Genomic DNA, 17,357 nt, shown 5'->3' on the forward strand with positions numbered 1-17,357 from the left:
CCGCTCGAACGCGCGGTGCGCCGGACTTGTGGAAACCCACGAGGCTACACCGCGCGGCGGCGTTCAATCTCAGACAGCGGGCCCGGCGATGATGTCCGGTGGCCCCGGACGGTTGGGGTCATGCGCGGGCGGTTCCTGGATGCCCGGCTTCACTTCGGGGTCCTGCAGGGGCGGAGGCGGTTCCCGGCGCTGGGGCTCGCCCGGCGGTGGATCCTTCTCCGGCGCGGGCGGCCGGGGCGGTTCGATCTCAGGCGTGGGCTTCGGATCCGGCTCCTTCACCGGCTTCTCGGGAGGCGTCGTCTGTGGATTCGTCGGCATGGACCTCCACACTGCGCACGCCGTCCTCCCAGGGAACCGCCGCGCCCTCCGCGTCGTCTTCGGGTGCGTGGTTTTCGACAGGTGTCCCCGCGTCCTGGAGGCGGGCGTGGGCCCAGACCTCCACCACGGGTTCGATGCGCGGGGTGAGCTGGATCATGGAGCTGGGGAAGCAGCGCGCAGGCAGCCGGGCGAAGAGCTGGCGCACCTGCTCCGCCTCCCGCGCGCTGGCCACGGCGACGTGCGGCCTGACGATGAGGTCGGTGAAATGGGCGGCCTGCTCCGGGCTGCCGCTCACCAGCCGGGCCGTCGCGCAGCTCTGGTAGAAGAGCACCCTCACGCCTGCTTCCCGTGCGCCGTCCAGGAACGCGTGCAGCGTGCGCCCCTCCACCGCGCCCACCAGCAGCGCCTCCGGGTCCCACCGCCCATCCCCGGGGCCGCTGTCGCGGTCGTTCAACGGACGGCCAATCGGTACGGGGGGCGCATGGTCGCTCGTCAGCACCGCGCCCCGCTCTCCCTGCCAGAAGAGGCGCGTTTCGTACTCAGTGATGGAAGCGGAGGTCATCAGGCATCTCCTCGGTAGGGGCCTGCGCGATGCGCCTTCAACACCCATGCCGCGGCAATGCTTCTCATGTCGCTGGGGACTGCCCTTGAGTACGAGTCCCCCCAGGTAGGCCGGTGATCGCGGGGCCACAGCCGCCCTGGCCCGGGATGCGGCCTCCCTGGAACAGCCCTTTTGGACGATTTCGCCCCCGCCGTCCCTGCTCCACATCCAGCGCCTCAATGCCTGACATGGGGGGACGGCATGGGTGCGATGCGACGCGGTGGGGAACGGTGTCTGTTGATTGTATGGCTTTGCGAGGGCTTCCAGGGCCGCACGGCCGCTTGAACCATGTCCATGCAAGAACGAGGTGAGGCACCGATGGCCGAAGCGTATGCGAGTCAGCTCATCCAGGCCCCCGCGGACGTGGTCTGGGACCGCGTGGGAGGCTTTGACAGCCTCCCGCGCTGGCACCCGGGCGTCGTCTCCAGCGAGCGGGTGACGCGTCCCGAGGCCGGTCCCGGGCCCCTGCGCCGGCTGACCACGCGCGATGGCGAGGTGTACCTGGAGGCCCGGTTGGAGCACGACCCGCACGCGCGCAGCTATGCGTACACGCTGCTGGAGAGCCCGCTGCCCGTGCGCGACCACCTGGCGAAGCTGAGGGTGACGCCGGTGACGGCGACCGGGCAGACCTTCGTGGAGTGGTCCGCGACCTTCAGCCTGACGCCCGGGCACGAGGGCGAGGCGGCGGCGCTGTGCCAGTGGATCCGCGAGGAGTTCTTCGCGAGGGGCCTGCGGGGGCTGGCGCACACCTTCCTGCCGCCTCCGCCCCGGGTGTCGGCGCCGGAGCTGGAGTGGCGGCGCTGAAGGGCGCTCACAGCCGCTGGAGGAAGCGCACCAGGTCCTGCTTCTGCGCCGGGGTGAGGGACTCCGGCGGCCCGCCTGGGAACTCGGGCGGGTGCAGCGGCAGGCCCACGGTGGGGATGCCCGGGAGGATGAAGCGGCTGTAGGTGTCCACCGCCTCCGCGAGCGTGGCGTGGCTGTTGTCGTGGAAGTACGGCGCGGACCGGGCGACGCCGCGCAGGGACGGCACGTCGAAGGACTCGAACTCCGCGGGGTCGCCGCTGATCAACGCGCGGCCGGGGTCGGTGGAGTACCACTGGGCCGCGAGCGCGGGGCCCACGATGGGCGCGCCGTGCTCATCCAGGGCGGGGTTGATGTCATCCGGGTCGCCGCTCGCGGTGACGGGGATGGGGGGCAGGTCGGTGACGGGGTGCTGGCGCGTGCCGTCCGTGTAGAAGCGGAAGCGGTACTGGGGGAAGTCGACGGACGTGTTGAAGAGCGGCACGACGCCGCGCTGTCCCAGGTAGGTCATGTACGCGTAGCCGGCGTTGAGGAACTCGCTGTGGGGGCGGGGCACGCGGACGGGCTCGGGCCGGCCGCCGGGCGTGACGGTGTACTGGATGTTGCCGTCGGGCTTGAGGGCGTAGAAGAGGGCGTCGTGCGTGGCGCGGTTCACGATGCGATTGCGGGTGCGGTCGCCGTGGCAGGCCTCACAGGCCAGGTTGTAGACGTCGCGCCCGCGCCGCTCGGAGGCGTCCAGCAGGAGCAGTGCGTCCGGATCCGGGATGGCGCTCAGGGGCCAGCCCTGCTCCAGGAGCTCCGACACGAAGCGGGCGCGGGGGGAGCTGAACACGGTGCGCTCGAACGCGGCGATGCGCTGGAGCACGGGGAGCGGCACGGTCCCGCCCTGGCTGTGGCTGGTGACGGCGCTCTGGGCCTGGGGGACGAGGTCGGTCTCCCGGCCGTCGGCCTGGAAGGGGCCGGAGAAGCCGGTGTCGGCGATGCTCGGCACTGCGCGCCAGACGGACACCTTGCGGTCCGGGGCGGTGATGACGTTCCCCTGCACGTCGATGACGTCCATGTTCGCGGGGAGGGGGAGCACCACGCGCACCAGGCCCTTCTTCAGGTGCTCGTAGGAGGGCACGGGGGCGGTGGGGTCATCCGCGTCGATGCGGTTGAACAGCGGATCCGCGGGGTTCCGGGCCCAGAGCGCCTCCACGTGCGCGGGCGTGAGCGCGGTGTTGTCCGCGAGCACGTGGCACGTCGCGCAGGAGCGCCCGTTGGTGCCGGGCAGGGCTTCCTGGAAGTGCTTCCTGCCGGCGGCCGCCTGCGCTGGGGACACCAGCTCCGCCTCCGAAGTCGCGAGCGTGGCGGTGGCTTCCACGGGTGATGCGCCATCGGTGCAGCCCGCGAGCCCGGCGAGCGCGATGGCCCCCACGGTGCGCGCGATGAGTCGATTCCCTGCCATGTGTTCCCCTCCATTTGACTGCGATGGCAGGGGAACACCGCGCGCCCCGCTTCGTGTCACTGGGAGGAAGAGCGTCATGCCCTGAGGTCGGTCCCATTCGTCGCGCTGCGGGCGGTGAGTCCGGGATGCCGTTGAGCGGCGGGCGTCGTGTCACCAGCATCACGGCCAGGCGTCGCAAGCCCATGCGCATGCTTCCGAGTGGCCCGTTGAACCTCACGGCCCGGGGAAAGCCCATGCCCGTCATCCGATGGCTGGTGTTGTTCGTGCTGTCCTGCGGCCTTGGATGTGGGGCCGCGATCATCTCCAGCGAGTGCAACCAGTCAGACAGCACCGTCTCGTGTTGCCTGAAGCGGCATCCAGGACAGTACGAGGGCTGCGGAGCGGACGCGCCCGCCCAGCGGATGTTGGGGGCACGAGGAGCCCGCATCGACAGCAAGACCCTCTGGAAGCAGGGGCGGATCCGTCTTGACGTGGAGAACCCGGCGCCCGGAGTTCGCCCCGGGCAGCTCCACTTCCAGGATGCCCAGACGGGCGCGAAGTACCTGTACGATCCCGCTTCCAAGAGTTTCGCGGACGCGCCCCGTTGGGTGAACGAATTGCTCAAGACGGACGCGAAGTTTGCCTCGTCCGTGGAGAAGGGGCTGTACTACCTGGGAGAGGTGCCACCTTGAGGAGCAACGCGTTGATGCGGGCCTATCTGCGCAATGCGCGGGTACAAGAAGTCATGGCGCGCCCGCTCACGCCCAGGATGCAGGCGCTGCTCGATGAAGGGGTCGTCGAGGATCATGGCTTCTGGGTGCTGCGGCGCGCGGCGACGGAAAACGCTCCACGCATTCGTCCCGGCCTCCAGGACGCGACCGGCTACGAGTGTTTCGCGAACAAGCTGCACGTCTCCGACTTCGTGGGCTCCTTCGAGGAAGAGCCGTGGGCCCGACGACTGCGCCTCAAAGACCAGGTGGGGTATGGCCTTCGACTTGCCCGGGAGTTGCAGAGGGTGCTCCCAGCGGATGGGCGATTCGTGATCATCCTCGGATGCAGCAACGCGTGCACGTTGCGTTTTCATCTGGAACGGCCGGGAGAGCATTGGCTCACGGACGACCTGGAAGGCTACCGTCGAGATGCCCTCCTGGAGTTGAGCAACCGCGAGGATCTTCGCGAGTGGGTTGTGCTCCCCTCATGAGGGAACACCGCGCGCCCCTCTTCGTGTCACCGCGAGGGGCGCGCTGGTGGAAACCTCATTCCTTCCGCATCCGGGCCTGCCGCTGCATGCCGGTCCGCGAATGGAGTTCCTGGGCCAGGAACCGGAGGACGTCCTCCCATGCGGTGAAGGCGCGGAAGAAGACGCACGTCAGGCAGAAGATGAAGGGAGTCCGCACGGCACCGCGGAGCAACATCAACTCCGTGGGGGAGGCATCCGGCGGGACGGCGTCGGTCACCTGGAACGCCATCCACAGTAGTGTGACCAGGACGGGGATGAGCAGGGTGGCGACAGCCGCGTCGACGAGATGCACGCGGAAGCGAGGGTCGGAAGAGAAGGGCATTCTGCTCGAATGGACGATGGAGGGAGTGGGGGCGCCGGGCGACGCGACGTACCGCCCGGCGCTGTGTCGTGAGTGCTGCGGTGAGACTCAGGACTTCCGGCGGCGGGCGCGCGCCATCAGGCCCGCGAGCAGTGCGCCGACCCACATGGCCGGAGCCGACGTCGTGGCGCCGCACCCCAGGCCGCCGCCGAGCAGCTCTTCATCGGGCGTGCCGCCAATCACCCCTGTGTCATCCGGAGTCTGGACGCCACCGGTGCCCGGATCCGTGGTGCCACCGTTGCCCGTGCCGGTCCCCGGATCCGTGATGCCGCCCGTGCCGCCATCGGTGTTGGTGCCCGTACCCGTACCGGTGCCGGTGCCAGTGCCGCCATCGGTGCTGGTGCCCGTACCCGTGCCGGTGCCGGTGCCCGTACCAGTGCCTGCATCTGTACCAGTGCCCGTACCCGTGCCGGTGCCAGCATCCGTGCCGGTGCCGGTGCCGGTACCCGTGCCGGTGCCTGCATCCGTACCCGTGCCCGTGCCCGTGCCACCGTCAGCGCCGGTGCCCGGGTCGCTCGTGCCGCCATCCGAGCCCGTACCGCCGCCCGTGCCACCGCCCGTGGCCGGGGTCATGTCCCACGTGTAGCTCACCGCGATGCCGATGTTGCCGGCCGCGTCCACCGCGCGGACCTGGAGCGTGTGCGTCCCGGGCAGCAGGCCCTCCAGCGTGATGTTCGCCAGGCAGTCCTGGAACGCCAGCCCGTCCACGCTGCACTGGAACGTGGCCAGCACCTCGTTCGCGGCGAAGCCGAACGAGGCCACCGCCCCGGCCAGCACCGGCGGGGGCGACGTCACCAGCGTCACCACCGGCGCCACCGTGTCCACCGTCCACGCATGCACGGCCGGCGTCACGTCCGGCAGCCCGTTGGGCGCGATGGCCTGCACCGTGAACACGTGCGGCCCATCCGACAGGCCCTGATACAGCGCGGGGCTGGTGCACGCCGCCGCCACCAGCGAGTCCATACGGCACCGGAACGACGCGCCCGCGTTCTCCGACGTGAAGCCGAACGTCGCGCTGGCGCTGTCGCTGAACAGCGGCGGGCCCGACACGATGCGCGTGTCCGCCCCCGTGCTGTCCACTGTGAAGCCCACCGTCACCCCCGCGCTGGCGTTGCCCGAGTCATCCGTGGCCACCGCCGTCAGGACGTGCACTCCGTCCACCAGCGTGCCCGGCACCGCCACCGTCCAGTGGCCCGTGGCATCCACCACCGCCGTGCCCACCGCGCCGCTGTCGAGCGTCACGTGCACCACCGACCCGACCTCTCCCGTGCCGCTCACCTCCGAAGGCGTCACCGCCACCGTCGCGCCCGCCGTCAGCGACGTCACCTGTGGCAGCGCCGGCGCCACCGTGTCCACCGTCCAGGTGAACGTCGTGGCTTGCGCCTCCTCGTTGCCCGCGGCGTCCTTCGCGCGGACCGCCAGCGTGTGCGTCCCGTCCCCCAGCGAGGCCGTGACGTACGGGGACGCGCACGGCAGCGCCGGGCCGGCGTCCAGCGCGCAGGTGAACGTGGACAGCGGCTCGGAGGACTTGAAGCCGAACGCCGCCACCGGGGCGTTGCTGTTCAACGACGGCGTGGACGTGAAGGTCGTCTTCGGCGCCGTGAGGTCCACCGTCCACGAATACGAGGCCGGCGTGGTGTCCGTCAGCAGCCCGAGCAGGTCCTTGGAGCGCACCTGGAACTGGTGCGGGCCCTCGCTCAGGCCCGTGAGGTCACGCGGCGTGTCGCACGCCAGGAACGTGTCGCTGTCCAGCGCGCACTGGTAGCTCACCAGCAGCGCCGACGACGCGAACACGAAGCGCGCCTTCTGCTGCGCCGTGGAGGCCGCCGGGCCGCTGAGGATGACCGTCTCCGGCCCCAGCGCCAGGACGCTGAACTGCACGCTCGCCGGGGTGCTCGTCTGGCCTCCCGCGTTCGTGCTGACCGCCGCCAGCGTGTGCACCCCGTTGGACAGCAGCTCCAGCAGCGAAGGCGTGTAGCCCCAGCGGCCGTTCACGTCCGCCTTCACCGTCGCGGTGACCTTCCCATCCAGGCTGAGCGTCACCTGCGCGCCGGCCTCCGCGGTGCCGCTGTAGAACGGCAGCGCGGTGGACAGCACCACGCCCAGGGTGGGGGTCAGGATGACGGGCGGCGCGGGGGGCGCGTCGGGGAGCGCCGCGGACAGGTGGCGCGGGGACAGGGCGGCGGAGACAGGCGAGGCCTCGGCGGTCGCGCGGGCATTCAGGCAAAGCGCGGCCAGGGCCCCCACGAGGAGGCGGTAGGAATGGGTGGTCATGGAAGGTTCCGGTAGGGCGGGGGATGCGGGAAGGAAGAGGGGAAGGACAGCGGATCAGTCGCGCGAGGCCTGGCCAGCCGCGGGGGCCGGCGCGATGTGGAACTCCACGCGCCGGTTGAGCTCACGGCCGGACGCGGTGCCGTTGGACGCCACGGGAGCGTCGGGGCCGCGGCCGGCGGCCATCAGCCGGTCCGCCGCGACGCCGCGCGACTCCAACTGCTGGACGACCGAGGACGCGCGCTGCTGCGACAGCGTCCGGTTGGTCTCCGGACGGCCGCGCGAATCGGTGTGGCCTTCCACCAGGATGTGCGTCAGCTCCGGGTGGTTGTTGAGGACCGTCGCCACCTGCTCCAGCAGGGGGAACGAGCGCGGCAGCACGCGCGCCTTGCCGGAGGCGAAGTAGACCTTCTCGCGGATCTCCAGCCGGTCCTGGGTGATGATCACCAGTTGCTTCTGCTTCGCCGGGCAGCCCTGGTTCGTCGCGGGACCGGCCACCAGCGGGCAGTTGTCCACCGCGTCCGCCACCGCGTCGCCGTCGTTGTCCACCTCCGGGCAGCCGTCGTCGTCCAGGAAGCCGTCCCGGTCCTCGGGGTCCACCGGGCAGTGGTCCTTCGCGTTGGCGACGCCGTCGCCGTCGTCATCCAGCAGGGGGCACTGCTCCAGCGAATGGCTCTGGTTCGGGGCGCACACGTCCACCACCGCCACCGGGGCCTCCACCGGCGCCGGCTCCGGGGCCACAACGGCCACCGCGGGCGCGGGAGCGGGGACAGGGGCCTCGGCGACGCGGGGCCGCATCACCGGCCGGTTCGCCTGGAGCGCGGCCATCGACACGCCCGCCATCACGCGGAAGGCGGGCGTGCCCGGCGCGGTCCCCAGGCCGGGGCCTCCCAGCGCGAACACCTCCAGCCGCGACCCCAGCGCATACCGGCCACCCGCCAGCAGCTCCATGGGCATGGGGCTGTCCGTCAGCGGCACCGACGAGCGCAGGCCCAGTTCACCGCGCAGCCGCTGGCCCGTGGTGGCCACGGTGGCCGCCCAGGGCAGCTCCGGGCCGACCTCGTGCGACCCCACCGCCGTGTGGTTGCGGAGCCGGACGCCCGCTTCCAGGCCCACCACCACCGGACCCACCGTACGGCCCGCGGACACGCGCGGTGTCACGTCCCAGCCGCCGCTGCCCTGGAGCGAGTCCTGACGGCCCACGGGCAGGCCCACCGCCAGCTCCGCCGCCAGCGACACCGGCGCGGACGCTTCATCCAGCAGCCCCAGCCGGCCCTGCAGCACCGGCGTCCCCAGGCCCCAGGACGAAGGCGACGTCATGCCCTGGTCGGCGAAGCCGCCCGTGCCCTGGTGGGCCATCAGGGGGAGGATGGCGCCCACCTCCACCCGCTTGCTCACCGTATAGGTGCCCGCCAGCTGCACCTGCGTGCGCGACCCGACGAGCGAGCCCATCCGCTCGCCATCGCGGAAGAGCGTGAGTGGCGAGCGCTCGTAGTGCGCCGCCAGGGACAAGCGCAGCTCCCCCGGCTCACGCAGCCCGCCGGCCGACGTGCCGAGCGCGGCCCGCGACGTCGGGTTGAGGCTCAGCCGCTCCAGGTCGAACGCGGGGACGGGGGATGAAGCGGCGCTGGCCAGCGTGGGCAGCAGCGCGAGGGTGGACAAAAGACGCAGAGGGGTGGGCAGGGGCATGGGATTCCAGGACGCCAGTGGCTCCAGACGTGGCGGGTCGCGACAGGGCTATGGAGGGGAGACGGGAGGGGATGAAGGGTGTGAAGAAAGGGATTGGAGTCCGCAGGGGCGGAATTCGCGGCAGGTTGCGGACGGCGGGCAAAGCAAGCGCAATGCCGAAGCCGCCGTGGTTCGCCCATTCCCCGCAAATGGCATGAATTGCTGGAGTATGTCTGGAATCAGGGTGCTTGCCGGCCAACCTGGCGGGATGTCTTGTCTGGATTCAAGAACCAGATTCTGGAAACTGGACAGCCTGCCCGCCCTCGCGGGTCGGGTGCCGGAGGAGGGCACCCGCTGGCGCGAATGGTGCTTGGGCGCGTCGTACTTTTTTGAAGGACGCCGGAGGACACGTGATCCAGGAGCGCAAGCGAGGCCATGCCCTCTACGCACTCAACAGGGTGCTGGTGGTGGCCCGCTTCATGTCCCTGAAGGGGCATGACCCCCAGACGCTCGCGGCGGTGCTGGACGCGGCCGAGCGGCTCACCTGGCTGCTGGCCGCGCCCCAGGACGAGACGGCGCGCTACCGGCAGTGGCTCCAGGAGCTGTCCAGCCGCCACAGCCTCTGCCGCATCGTGCTCGAAAGGTTCGACTCGGACGTTTTGCCGCCGTCCTGGCTCGGGACGGTGTGAATCCGCCTTCGCTCCGGGCACGCTTGAGCCCATACCTGGAGCGAAGGGGACCATGGACATCATCCGCGACGACAAGCAGGGCGCGAAGGTGAAGCTCGAGCGCATCTCCACGACACCGCCGAAGAAGGCGGACCGCGAGGCGGCGAAGGCGGAGTTCGAGGCGCTGGGCGAGGAGCTGTTCGACCTGCAGGACCTGCTGTGGGGCGCGAAGATGAACTCCGTCCTCATCGTCCTGCAGGGGCGCGACACCGCCGGCAAGGACGGCACCATCAAGCACGTGGTGGGCAGCCTCAACCCCCGCGGCGTGAGCGTCACCTCCTTCGGAGTGCCCAGCACGGAGGAGCAGGAGCACGACTTCCTCTGGCGCGTGCACCGCGAGGCCCCGCGCAAGGGCGAGTTCTCCATCTTCAATCGCTCGCACTACGAGGACGTGCTCGTGGCGCGGGTGAACAACCTGGTCCCCAAGCCGCTCTGGAAGGCGCGCTACCAGCACATCCGCGACTTCGAGACCCTGCTCGTGGAGCACGGCACCGTCATCCTCAAGTTCTTCCTCCACATCAGCCGCGAGGAGCAGGAGCAGCGGCTGCTGGCGCGCGAGCAGGAGCCACGCAAGGCGTGGAAGATCTCCGCGGGGGACTGGGAGGACCGCAAGCACTGGCTGGACTACACCCATGCCTACGAGGACGTCTTCGCCCAGACGTCCACCGAGCAGGCGCCCTGGCACCTGGTGCCCTCGGACGCCAAGTGGTACCGCAACCTCGTGGTGGCCCGTGCCGTGGCGGAGGCCCTGCGCCCCTACCGCAAGCAGTGGCAGCAGCGCCTGGACGAGGTCGGCAAGCACAAGAAGGCCGAGCTGCGCGCCTGGCGCAAGAAGCGCTGAGGCACGGCCTTCCGCGTCATGGATGACGCGCAGGCACACGCCGCGCTTCGTGGGAGCCGCTGACCCGGCCGTGACATGGGGATGGGACAACACGGTCGGTCATCCGTCCCGGTGTGTCGCCGGGCGGTCACCCCCGGAGCCCTGTCGACATGGAACGAACCGCGTCGCCGCCGAGCAAGGACCTCATCGCCCGCACGCGCCCCTTCGCGGCCCAGGACACCGCGCGCTCCGTCGGCGCGCTCGTCTCCACCTACGCCGCGCTCGCGGGCGCGGTGGCGCTGGCGGTGGCCGCGCCCTGGTGGCCCCTGCGCATCGTGGGTGGCCTCGTCGAAGCGTTGGTGCTCATCCGCTGCTTCATCCTCTTCCACGACGCGATGCACGGGGCGCTCCTGCCGAAGTCGCGGTGGGCGAAGGTCCTCTTCCAGGTGCAGGGGCTGCTCACGCTCACGCCCGCGCGCATCTGGAATGACACGCACAACCACCACCACGCCAACACCGCGCGCATCGCCGCGGACTCGGCGGGGACGTTCGTCACCTGGACCACGGAGCAGTGGCGCAAGGCCACGGGCGCGCAGCGCCTGGGCTACGTGGTGGAGCGCCACCCGGTGACGTTGATGCTCGGCTACTTCACCGCGTTCCTCTACAGCCTGTGCCTCCAGCCGTTCGTGAAGAACCCGAAGCGCTACTGGACCTCCGGGCTCGCGCTGGGCGTGCACGTGGCGCTGTCCGTGGCCGTCTGGCACTTCTTCGGCCTGGGCGTCTACCTCTGCGCCTTCCTGGGGCCGCTGGTCGTCGCGTACGCGCTGGGCACGTACCTGTTCTACGCGCAGCACAACTTCGACGACGTGGCCATCCTGCCGGAGGCCGCCTGGAACCACGCGGACGCGGCGCTGGAGGCCAGCAGCTACATGCGCTTCGGGCCGGTGATGGAGTGGTTCACGGGCAACATCGGCTACCACCACGTGCACCACCTCAACCCGCGCATCCCGTTCTACCGGCTGCCAGAGGCGATGGCCGCCATCCCGGAGCTGCAGGGGCCGCACGTGACCACGCTCACGCTGAAGGACGTCGTGGGCTGCCTGCGGCTGAACCTGTGGGATCCGTCGCTGAAGCGGATGGTGCGCTACCGCGACGCGCGGCTCGCCCACGGCGCCTGAGGAACCTCGGCCCGGCGGGTCCGTTCGGGACCCGCCCGAGGAACCCACCGGGCCGGGGTCTCAAGGCTCCAGCAGCGTGTGCAGCGCCTTGGCGTGCGCCTCCTCCTCGTCGAGGAGCTCCTCCAGCAGCCGCCGTGTGGTGGGGTCGCGCTCCTCGAAGTAGGGGATGAGCTCGCGGTACGTCTCGATGACGACGCGCTCCGCCGCCAGGTTCTCGCGGAGCAGCTCCACCAGCGTCCGCCCCTCTTCGTCGTGGGTGTCACCGCTGGACATGAGTCCTCCAAGGTTGAAATCCGGCCGTCCGCCCAGTTGCTGGATGCGCTCGGCGAGCCTCAGCGCGTGGCCCTGCTCCTCGCGCGCGTGTCGGCCGAACGCGGCCTTCACCGCCTCCGCGCCGGGGCCCGCCGCGCACAGGGCGTGGCGTGTGTAGCGCCGCACGCAGACGACCTCGGTCGCGAGCGCGGCGTTGAGCAGCGTGAGGCACATCCCCAGCTCGCCCCCGGCGGTATCCGTGTGGGCCCCCGCCGACAGCTGCTCTCGCGCCTGGCGGTGGATCCGCTGGAGGTCGGTGACGAACGGCTGCGGACGCGTGTCGGCCATGGCGGTGCCTCCGGGCGGCTGGGTGTCGGGAAGCTGGGCGGCCCCGGCCACGCCGGCCATCCCTCCTGCCCCTGCGTGCCGGGAGCGCCGCGCCTGTCCGTCCCACCCCGGGGCCCTGGCCCGGGATCCGATTGCCGCTGGCGACGCCTGCCTCCACGCCCAGCGCGGGCAGGGACGTTGCCCGCGAACACCCCTTGCGGCCCCCAGGGCGGAGGAGGGGGTTCGGGGTTAGTCTTCGCCAATGAGCTCGAGCCCATCCAGCCGGCCGTCCGTCGTCGTGGCGGAGCTGGGGCCCACGAACACCGGGAAGACCTACCGCGCCATCGAACGGATGCTGGAGCACGACTCAGGCATCATCGGCCTGCCGCTCCGCCTGCTTGCCCGTGAGGTCTACGACCGGGTGACCGCGAAGGTGGGCGAGGGCCGGGTCGCGCTGATGACGGGCGAGGAGAAGCGCATCCCGCCCCGGCCCGACTACTGGATCTGCACCGTGGAGGCGATGCCGACGGACCGGCAGGTCGACTTCCTCGCGGTGGATGAGATCCAGCTCGCCGCGCACCGCGAGCGCGGACACGTCTTCACCGACCGGCTGCTGCACGCGCGCGGCCGCAAGGAGACCTGGTTCCTGGGCGCGGAGACGATGCGGCCCATGGTGCAGGCGCTCATCCCGCATGCGTCCATGAAGCGCGCCACGCGCCTGTCGCAGCTGCGCTACTCCGGGCGCAAGTCGCTGAAGAGCCTGCCGCCGCGCTCGGCGGTGGTCGCGTTCTCCGCGGACCGCGTCTACGAGCTGGCCGAAGCGCTGCGCCGGCTGCGGGGCGGCGTGGCGGTGGTGCTGGGCGCGCTGTCGCCCCGGACGCGCAACGCGCAGGTGGCGATGTATCAGTCCGGCGAGGTCCAGTACCTCGTGGCCACGGATGCCATTGGCATGGGGCTGAACCTGGACCTCAACCACGTGGCCTTCGCAACGCTCTCCAAGTTCGACGGCGCCGAGCAGCGCGACCTGTATCCCGACGAGCTGGCGCAGATCGCCGGCCGCGCGGGGCGCCACCTCAACGACGGCAGCTTCGGCGCGCTGAACACGCTGCCGGAGCTGCCGCCGCGCGTCGTCTCCGCCATCGAATCGCACCGCTTCCCCGCGGTGCGCAGCCTCATCTGGCGCAACGCCTCGCTCGACTTCTCCAGCCCGGAGGCCCTGCTGGACTCGCTGTCGCGTGCGCCGCGCGACAACGCCTTCGTCCGGGTGGAGCGCGCGGATGACTTCGACGCGCTCAAGGGGCTGTCCGCCGTGCCCGCCATCCGCGAGCTCACCTCTGACAAGGCGTCCGTCGAGCTGTTGTGGCAGGTCTGCCAGATCCCCGACTTCCGCAAGGGCCTCTTCGGGCAGCACGTCGCGCTCCTGCGCGAGACGTTCCTCCAGCTCACCGCGGGAGACGGGAAGCTGGACCCCACGTGGCTGGGCCGGCAGGTGTCGCCGCTCGACGACGCGTCCGGGGACATCCACACGCTGATGGACCGGCTCGCGGCCATCCGCATCTGGACGTACATCAGTCATCGTCCGGGCTGGCTGCACGACGCGGAGGACTGGCAGGAGCGCACGCGCCGCATCGAGGACGCGCTGGGCGACGCCCTGCATGAGCGACTGGTGGAGCGCTTCGTCCAGCGGGCCGCGAGGAGGAGCGCGCGCCGCTTCGTGAGGGCCAGCGCGCTGCCGCAGGTCGGCTCGGACAACCCCTTCGCCAAGCTGGGGCAGCTGCTGACGGAGGTGCCGGGCGCGGAAGGCGCGGTGATGACGGAGGAGCAGTTCGTCCAGCGCGTGGTGGACGCGACGCACGACGCCTTCGAGGTGGATCCGATGGGGCGCATCTCCTTCGAGTCGCAGCCGCTGGCCCGGCTGGTGCGAGGCCGCGACCGGCGCTCCCCGCAGCTCGCGTTGGCGGAGCCGGAGGTGTGGACGGGGGGCGCTCGGCAGCGGCTGGAGCGCCGGCTGGTGGCGCTGGCGAAGGACCTGGTGACGGAGGCCATGGGAGGCTTTCCCGCGGAGTCCTTCACGGGCGAGAGCCGCGCGCCGGCGATGCGGGGCGTGGCCTACCGGCTGGCGGAAGGGCTGGGCGTCATCTCCCAGGGCGAGGCGCGCGAACAGTGGAAGCTCCTGGACGAGGAGTCGCGGGAGCGGCTGAAGGCGCAGGGCGTCCACGAGGGCCAGCGGTTCCTCTACGTCAAAGGGGCCCTGTCGCCGCAGGCCCTGGAGCGGCGGGCCATGTTGACGGCGCTGTTCCAGCAGGCCCCGTGTCCGCAGGGCATCCCTCAGGAGCCCGCGCTGAACGTCGCGGCGCTGGGCGGCCGCAACGCGCGCGCCTTCGGCTACGAGGTCATCGGGCCGGTGGCGCTGCGCATCGACATCGTGGAGCGGCTGGGGGAGGGACTGCGCGATCCCCAGGGGGCCCGGCAGGCGCAAGCGCTCATGCAGCAACTGCGCTTGGAGGGCGGCGTGCGGGCGCAGGTGCTGCGGGCGCTGGGGGGACCGCCCCCGGGCGCGGCCTCGAAGCGGCGGCGGCGCAGGAGGGGACGGAAGCCGGCGACGCCGGAGGCGAGCGGGGGGCGCGGACGTGAGCCGATAGTCTCGAAGTGGCTCAACGAACGGCCCTCGTGAGGGGCTGTCCAGGGAGCAGGCCGGCTGTCCGGGAGGCAGGGTGGCGACGAATCCACGCGGGTCCTGGCCGGATTCGCCTACGCTGACGCCGTCTCCTGTCTCCTCTCCAAGGCCGGTGGTCGTCTCATGAGCGGTGGTCGTGCCCTCTCGCCAGTCCTCCTCGTCGGTGCCGGAACGGGCGAAGCCACGTGCGGCATCCTCTACCTCGCGAGCTACCTGCGGCGCGGCGGGATTGAGGCCTTCGTGCGGCTGTGGGACGGGGATGAGAGCGCGGGGGAGGTGACGGACTCCTTCGAGCGCCTCATCGCCCGCGTGCGCCCGAAGCTCATCGGCATCAGCCTGAAGTGGTTCCACCACGTGGACCGCGCGCTGCTCATCGCGCGGACCATCCGGAAGATCGACCCGTCCATCCGCATCGTCGTGGGCGGCAACTCCGCGTCGTACTGGTGGAAGGAGTTGAGCGCCTTCGACTTCATCGACCACGTCATCCTGGGCGACGGGGAGGCCCCGCTGCTGGCGCTCTGCAACGGAGACGAAGCGCCGCCCAACTGCGTGACGCGGCACCCGGACGGCCGTCCCCGCAGGCTGCCGCTGGCGTACGTGCAGCGCTCGACCAACACGCAGGACGTCTACTACTCGCACTTCAAGGACATCTTCCTCAGCCAGAGGGACGCGCACTCCTTCTCCGGCTGGGTCGCGCCCGGGAAGGGCTGCGGGGAGAACTGCCTGTATTGCGGCGGGGCACGCGGCAACCAGAAGGCGGACTTCGGGCGCGCGAAGCCGTTCCTGCGCTCCGAGGAGAACGTGCGCCGGGACCACCAGGAGATCGCCGGCCGCACGTGGCAGATGCGCTACGACTTCGCGGGCAGCACGGCGGAGTTCCTGGGGAGCACCTGGGCGGGCGTGGACCTCTCCCGCCACTGCTGCACGTACTTCCTCTGGGGCGTGCCGCGCGTGGAGCTGGTCGCGGCGCTGGCGGCGACCTTCCAGCGCATCTACATGGTCATCGACATCGGCTGCTTCTCCGAACAGCAGCGGCTGGAGCAGATGTCCAAGGGCCTGCTCAAGCCCTGCGCCAGGGACCGCGAGCTGCTGGAGGTCATCGAGTCCGTCCGCCGCCACCCGAACGTGGACATCGAGATCTCCGGCATCGGCGGCCTGCCGTTCACGGACAAGGCGCGGCTCGCGGAGGAACTCCGGCTGGTCGAACAGGTCATCGGACTGGACTGCGTGGTGGGCTACCAGCGGCTGGAGGCGCAGCCCGGCGCGCTCGTCACGGAGCACCCCGCGCGCTTCGACATGGTGACGGAGGCGAAGACGTTCGCGGAGTTCCTCGGCTACTTCGAGCGCCGCGAGCCCGGCGACGTGTCCGTGCCGATGATCCGCTTCAAGGACGCGGAGCTGGAGGCGGCGGTGCAGCGCAACTCGGACCGGGTGGACGCGCTGGCCTGGAAGCACCGGGACGCGAGGAAGCGCGTCGACCTCAACGGGCGCACGCGGCTCAAGAACACCGCGTCCGCCGCGGAGCGCTTCACGCTGGGAGACTGGCTGGGCAGCCACCGCGCGCCCGTGAAGCTGTCGAAGGAGCCGGTGACGGTGCTGCGCTCGGTGGACGGCATCACCCTGAGCTGCGCCCCGTCCGTCAGTCCGCGCAGGTTCAACGACCCGACGCTCACGCAAGGCGAGGACGGCGCCATCCTCCTCGCTGCCCTGGACGCCTTCAAACAGCCCACCACCGTCTCCAACGCCGTGACGCACCTGGGTTCGAAGGCGAGGTTGGACCCGCACTCCGCCCGCGAAGTCATCGACCACCTGGTGGACGGACGGTTCCTCCAGCCCGCGTAGGCATGCGCCAGCCAAGCGTACATTACATCATGGCTTGATGGATCTAGTCGGGATGTCGGATTGCCTAATACTTCTCCGAGTCATGTCTGACCGGCGCTTCGTCAATGCTCTCTAAACGGCCGATCGTAATTCTCGAACGTTCTCAAGCTGCGCGTCGAGCAGAGGCGGCGCGCAGCAAGGGACTGGCGGACTTCTGGGTGTTCCGCGCGTCGAGGTAGGCGTCCACCTCGGTCATAAGCGCCTGCATCTTCTTGCAGCGATGGCTGCGGGTGACGTTGGCGTGCACGTCCCACCACAGGCATTCGGTGCGGTTGCCCTCCGGGCAGTACGGCGGCAGGAAGTGCAGCACCAACCGCTCGCCCAGTGCCTCCAGCGCCTTCTTCGTCTTCTTGCTGGAGTGGGTGGCGGCATTGTCGAGGATGAAATGCAGACGCTTCGCCCTGGGATAGGCGGCGTCCACGGCGCGCACCAGGTCAATGAAGAGCGCACTCGTCTTCTTCTCCCCCTGTACCCAGGTAATCCGGGCCGTGCTCGCATCCAGCGCCCCCGCCACGAAACGCTTCTGGTTGTTGCCGGGTGTGACGACTACTCTGCGCTGTCTAGGCAACGTCCAGTCGGGGCCGATTTTCGGATTGAGGTGCACGTCCATCTCATCCTCGAAAAGCACGGGCTCGTCGGGCCGGACGAAGGCCGCACGGCATTTCAGCTGCCAGAGGCGTCGCGGTGAGCGTCAAGGTAGTTGTCGCGTGAAAGGGTTCAGCCGATGCGCTTCAGCTCCTGCACTTGCGGTGAGGGGTTGAGGCGCACGGGGCCCGCAGGTGTCCAGTCGCGGGTGTCGCGGCTCCAT

At 70.6% G+C, this 17,357-nt stretch carries 16 protein-coding genes; 8 read left to right on the forward strand and 8 right to left on the reverse strand.

Going from position 1 to position 17,357, the window contains the following annotated elements; genetic code table 11:
* Positions 1-69: 69 nt before the first annotated feature.
* Complete coding sequence (locus AABA78_RS29140; protein WP_338267997.1) at positions 70-318, reverse strand: hypothetical protein; 249 nt, start codon at positions 316-318, stop codon at positions 70-72.
* The gene (locus AABA78_RS29145) at positions 248-880 is read right to left on the reverse strand and encodes an OsmC family protein (protein ID WP_338267999.1); all 633 of its coding nucleotides are present in this window, start codon (positions 878-880) and stop codon (positions 248-250) included. The genes AABA78_RS29140 and AABA78_RS29145 overlap by 71 nt, the downstream gene beginning before the upstream one ends.
* A gap of 357 nt (positions 881-1,237) precedes the next feature.
* Here AABA78_RS29145 and AABA78_RS29150 point away from each other — a divergent pair, with 357 nt between their 5' ends.
* A complete protein-coding gene (locus AABA78_RS29150; protein WP_171412377.1) occupies positions 1,238-1,723 on the forward strand; it encodes an SRPBCC family protein in 486 nt (161 codons plus the stop codon).
* A gap of 7 nt (positions 1,724-1,730) precedes the next feature.
* Here the strand turns inward: AABA78_RS29150 and AABA78_RS29155 are convergent, their stop codons facing one another.
* On the reverse strand, positions 1,731-3,167 hold the full coding sequence (locus AABA78_RS29155; protein ID WP_338268001.1) for a cytochrome-c peroxidase: 1,437 nt from the start codon (positions 3,165-3,167) through the stop codon (positions 1,731-1,733).
* A 233-nt stretch (positions 3,168-3,400) separates the two neighbouring features.
* On the opposite strand from AABA78_RS29155, the gene AABA78_RS29160 reads away from it, so the two are divergent.
* Together AABA78_RS29160 and AABA78_RS29165 are read left to right on the forward strand one after the other, a co-directional pair.
* Positions 3,401-3,838 carry a hypothetical protein gene (locus AABA78_RS29160; RefSeq protein ID WP_338268003.1) on the forward strand — a complete coding sequence of 146 codons (438 nt, stop codon included), beginning with the start codon at positions 3,401-3,403 and terminating at the stop codon, positions 3,836-3,838.
* Between the two features lie 14 nt (positions 3,839-3,852).
* A complete protein-coding gene (locus tag AABA78_RS29165) occupies positions 3,853-4,347 on the forward strand; it encodes a PM0498 family protein (RefSeq protein ID WP_338268006.1) in 495 nt (164 codons plus the stop codon).
* A gap of 55 nt (positions 4,348-4,402) precedes the next feature.
* Here the strand turns inward: AABA78_RS29165 and AABA78_RS29170 are convergent, their stop codons facing one another.
* The 3 genes from AABA78_RS29170 to AABA78_RS29180 form a co-directional block, all read right to left on the reverse strand.
* A complete protein-coding gene (locus AABA78_RS29170) occupies positions 4,403-4,708 on the reverse strand; it encodes a hypothetical protein (RefSeq protein WP_338268008.1) in 306 nt (101 codons plus the stop codon).
* 87 nt (positions 4,709-4,795) lie between these two features.
* Complete coding sequence (locus tag AABA78_RS29175) at positions 4,796-7,021, reverse strand: Ig-like domain-containing protein (RefSeq protein WP_338268011.1); 2,226 nt, start codon at positions 7,019-7,021, stop codon at positions 4,796-4,798.
* Between the two features lie 54 nt (positions 7,022-7,075).
* Positions 7,076-8,707: an OmpA family protein gene (locus tag AABA78_RS29180; protein WP_338268013.1), complete on the reverse strand. Its 1,632-nt coding sequence runs from the start codon at positions 8,705-8,707 to the stop codon at positions 7,076-7,078.
* Positions 8,708-9,096: 389 nt separating this feature from the next.
* On the opposite strand from AABA78_RS29180, the gene AABA78_RS29185 reads away from it, so the two are divergent.
* The 3 genes from AABA78_RS29185 to AABA78_RS29195 all read left to right on the forward strand — a co-directional run bounded on the left by AABA78_RS29185 (position 9,097) and on the right by AABA78_RS29195 (position 11,412).
* The gene (locus AABA78_RS29185; protein WP_223740452.1) at positions 9,097-9,375 is read left to right on the forward strand and encodes a hypothetical protein; all 279 of its coding nucleotides are present in this window, start codon (positions 9,097-9,099) and stop codon (positions 9,373-9,375) included.
* A gap of 52 nt (positions 9,376-9,427) precedes the next feature.
* On the forward strand, positions 9,428-10,255 hold the full coding sequence (locus tag AABA78_RS29190) for a polyphosphate kinase 2 family protein (protein ID WP_171412381.1): 828 nt from the start codon (positions 9,428-9,430) through the stop codon (positions 10,253-10,255).
* A 149-nt stretch (positions 10,256-10,404) separates the two neighbouring features.
* Positions 10,405-11,412, forward strand: a complete 1,008-nt coding sequence (locus AABA78_RS29195) for a fatty acid desaturase family protein (protein WP_338268020.1) — start codon at positions 10,405-10,407, stop codon at positions 11,410-11,412.
* A 60-nt stretch (positions 11,413-11,472) separates the two neighbouring features.
* Here AABA78_RS29195 and AABA78_RS29200 read toward each other — a convergent pair whose 3' ends face one another.
* The gene (locus AABA78_RS29200) at positions 11,473-12,012 is read right to left on the reverse strand and encodes a ferritin-like domain-containing protein (RefSeq protein WP_338268023.1); all 540 of its coding nucleotides are present in this window, start codon (positions 12,010-12,012) and stop codon (positions 11,473-11,475) included.
* 241 nt (positions 12,013-12,253) lie between these two features.
* On the opposite strand from AABA78_RS29200, the gene AABA78_RS29205 reads away from it, so the two are divergent.
* Both AABA78_RS29205 and AABA78_RS29210 read left to right on the forward strand, forming a co-directional pair.
* Positions 12,254-14,665 carry a helicase-related protein gene (locus AABA78_RS29205; protein ID WP_338268025.1) on the forward strand — a complete coding sequence of 804 codons (2,412 nt, stop codon included), beginning with the start codon at positions 12,254-12,256 and terminating at the stop codon, positions 14,663-14,665.
* A gap of 126 nt (positions 14,666-14,791) precedes the next feature.
* The gene (locus AABA78_RS29210) at positions 14,792-16,510 is read left to right on the forward strand and encodes a B12-binding domain-containing radical SAM protein (RefSeq protein WP_338268027.1); all 1,719 of its coding nucleotides are present in this window, start codon (positions 14,792-14,794) and stop codon (positions 16,508-16,510) included.
* A gap of 142 nt (positions 16,511-16,652) precedes the next feature.
* Here the strand turns inward: AABA78_RS29210 and AABA78_RS29215 are convergent, their stop codons facing one another.
* Entirely contained in the window at positions 16,653-17,177 is a 525-nt protein-coding gene (locus AABA78_RS29215) for an IS630 family transposase (RefSeq protein ID WP_338268030.1), read from the reverse strand.
* Positions 17,178-17,357: the final 180 nt, after the last annotated feature.

It is taken from the genome of Corallococcus caeni (genome assembly GCF_036245865.1).
GTDB lineage: Bacteria > Myxococcota > Myxococcia > Myxococcales > Myxococcaceae > Corallococcus > Corallococcus caeni.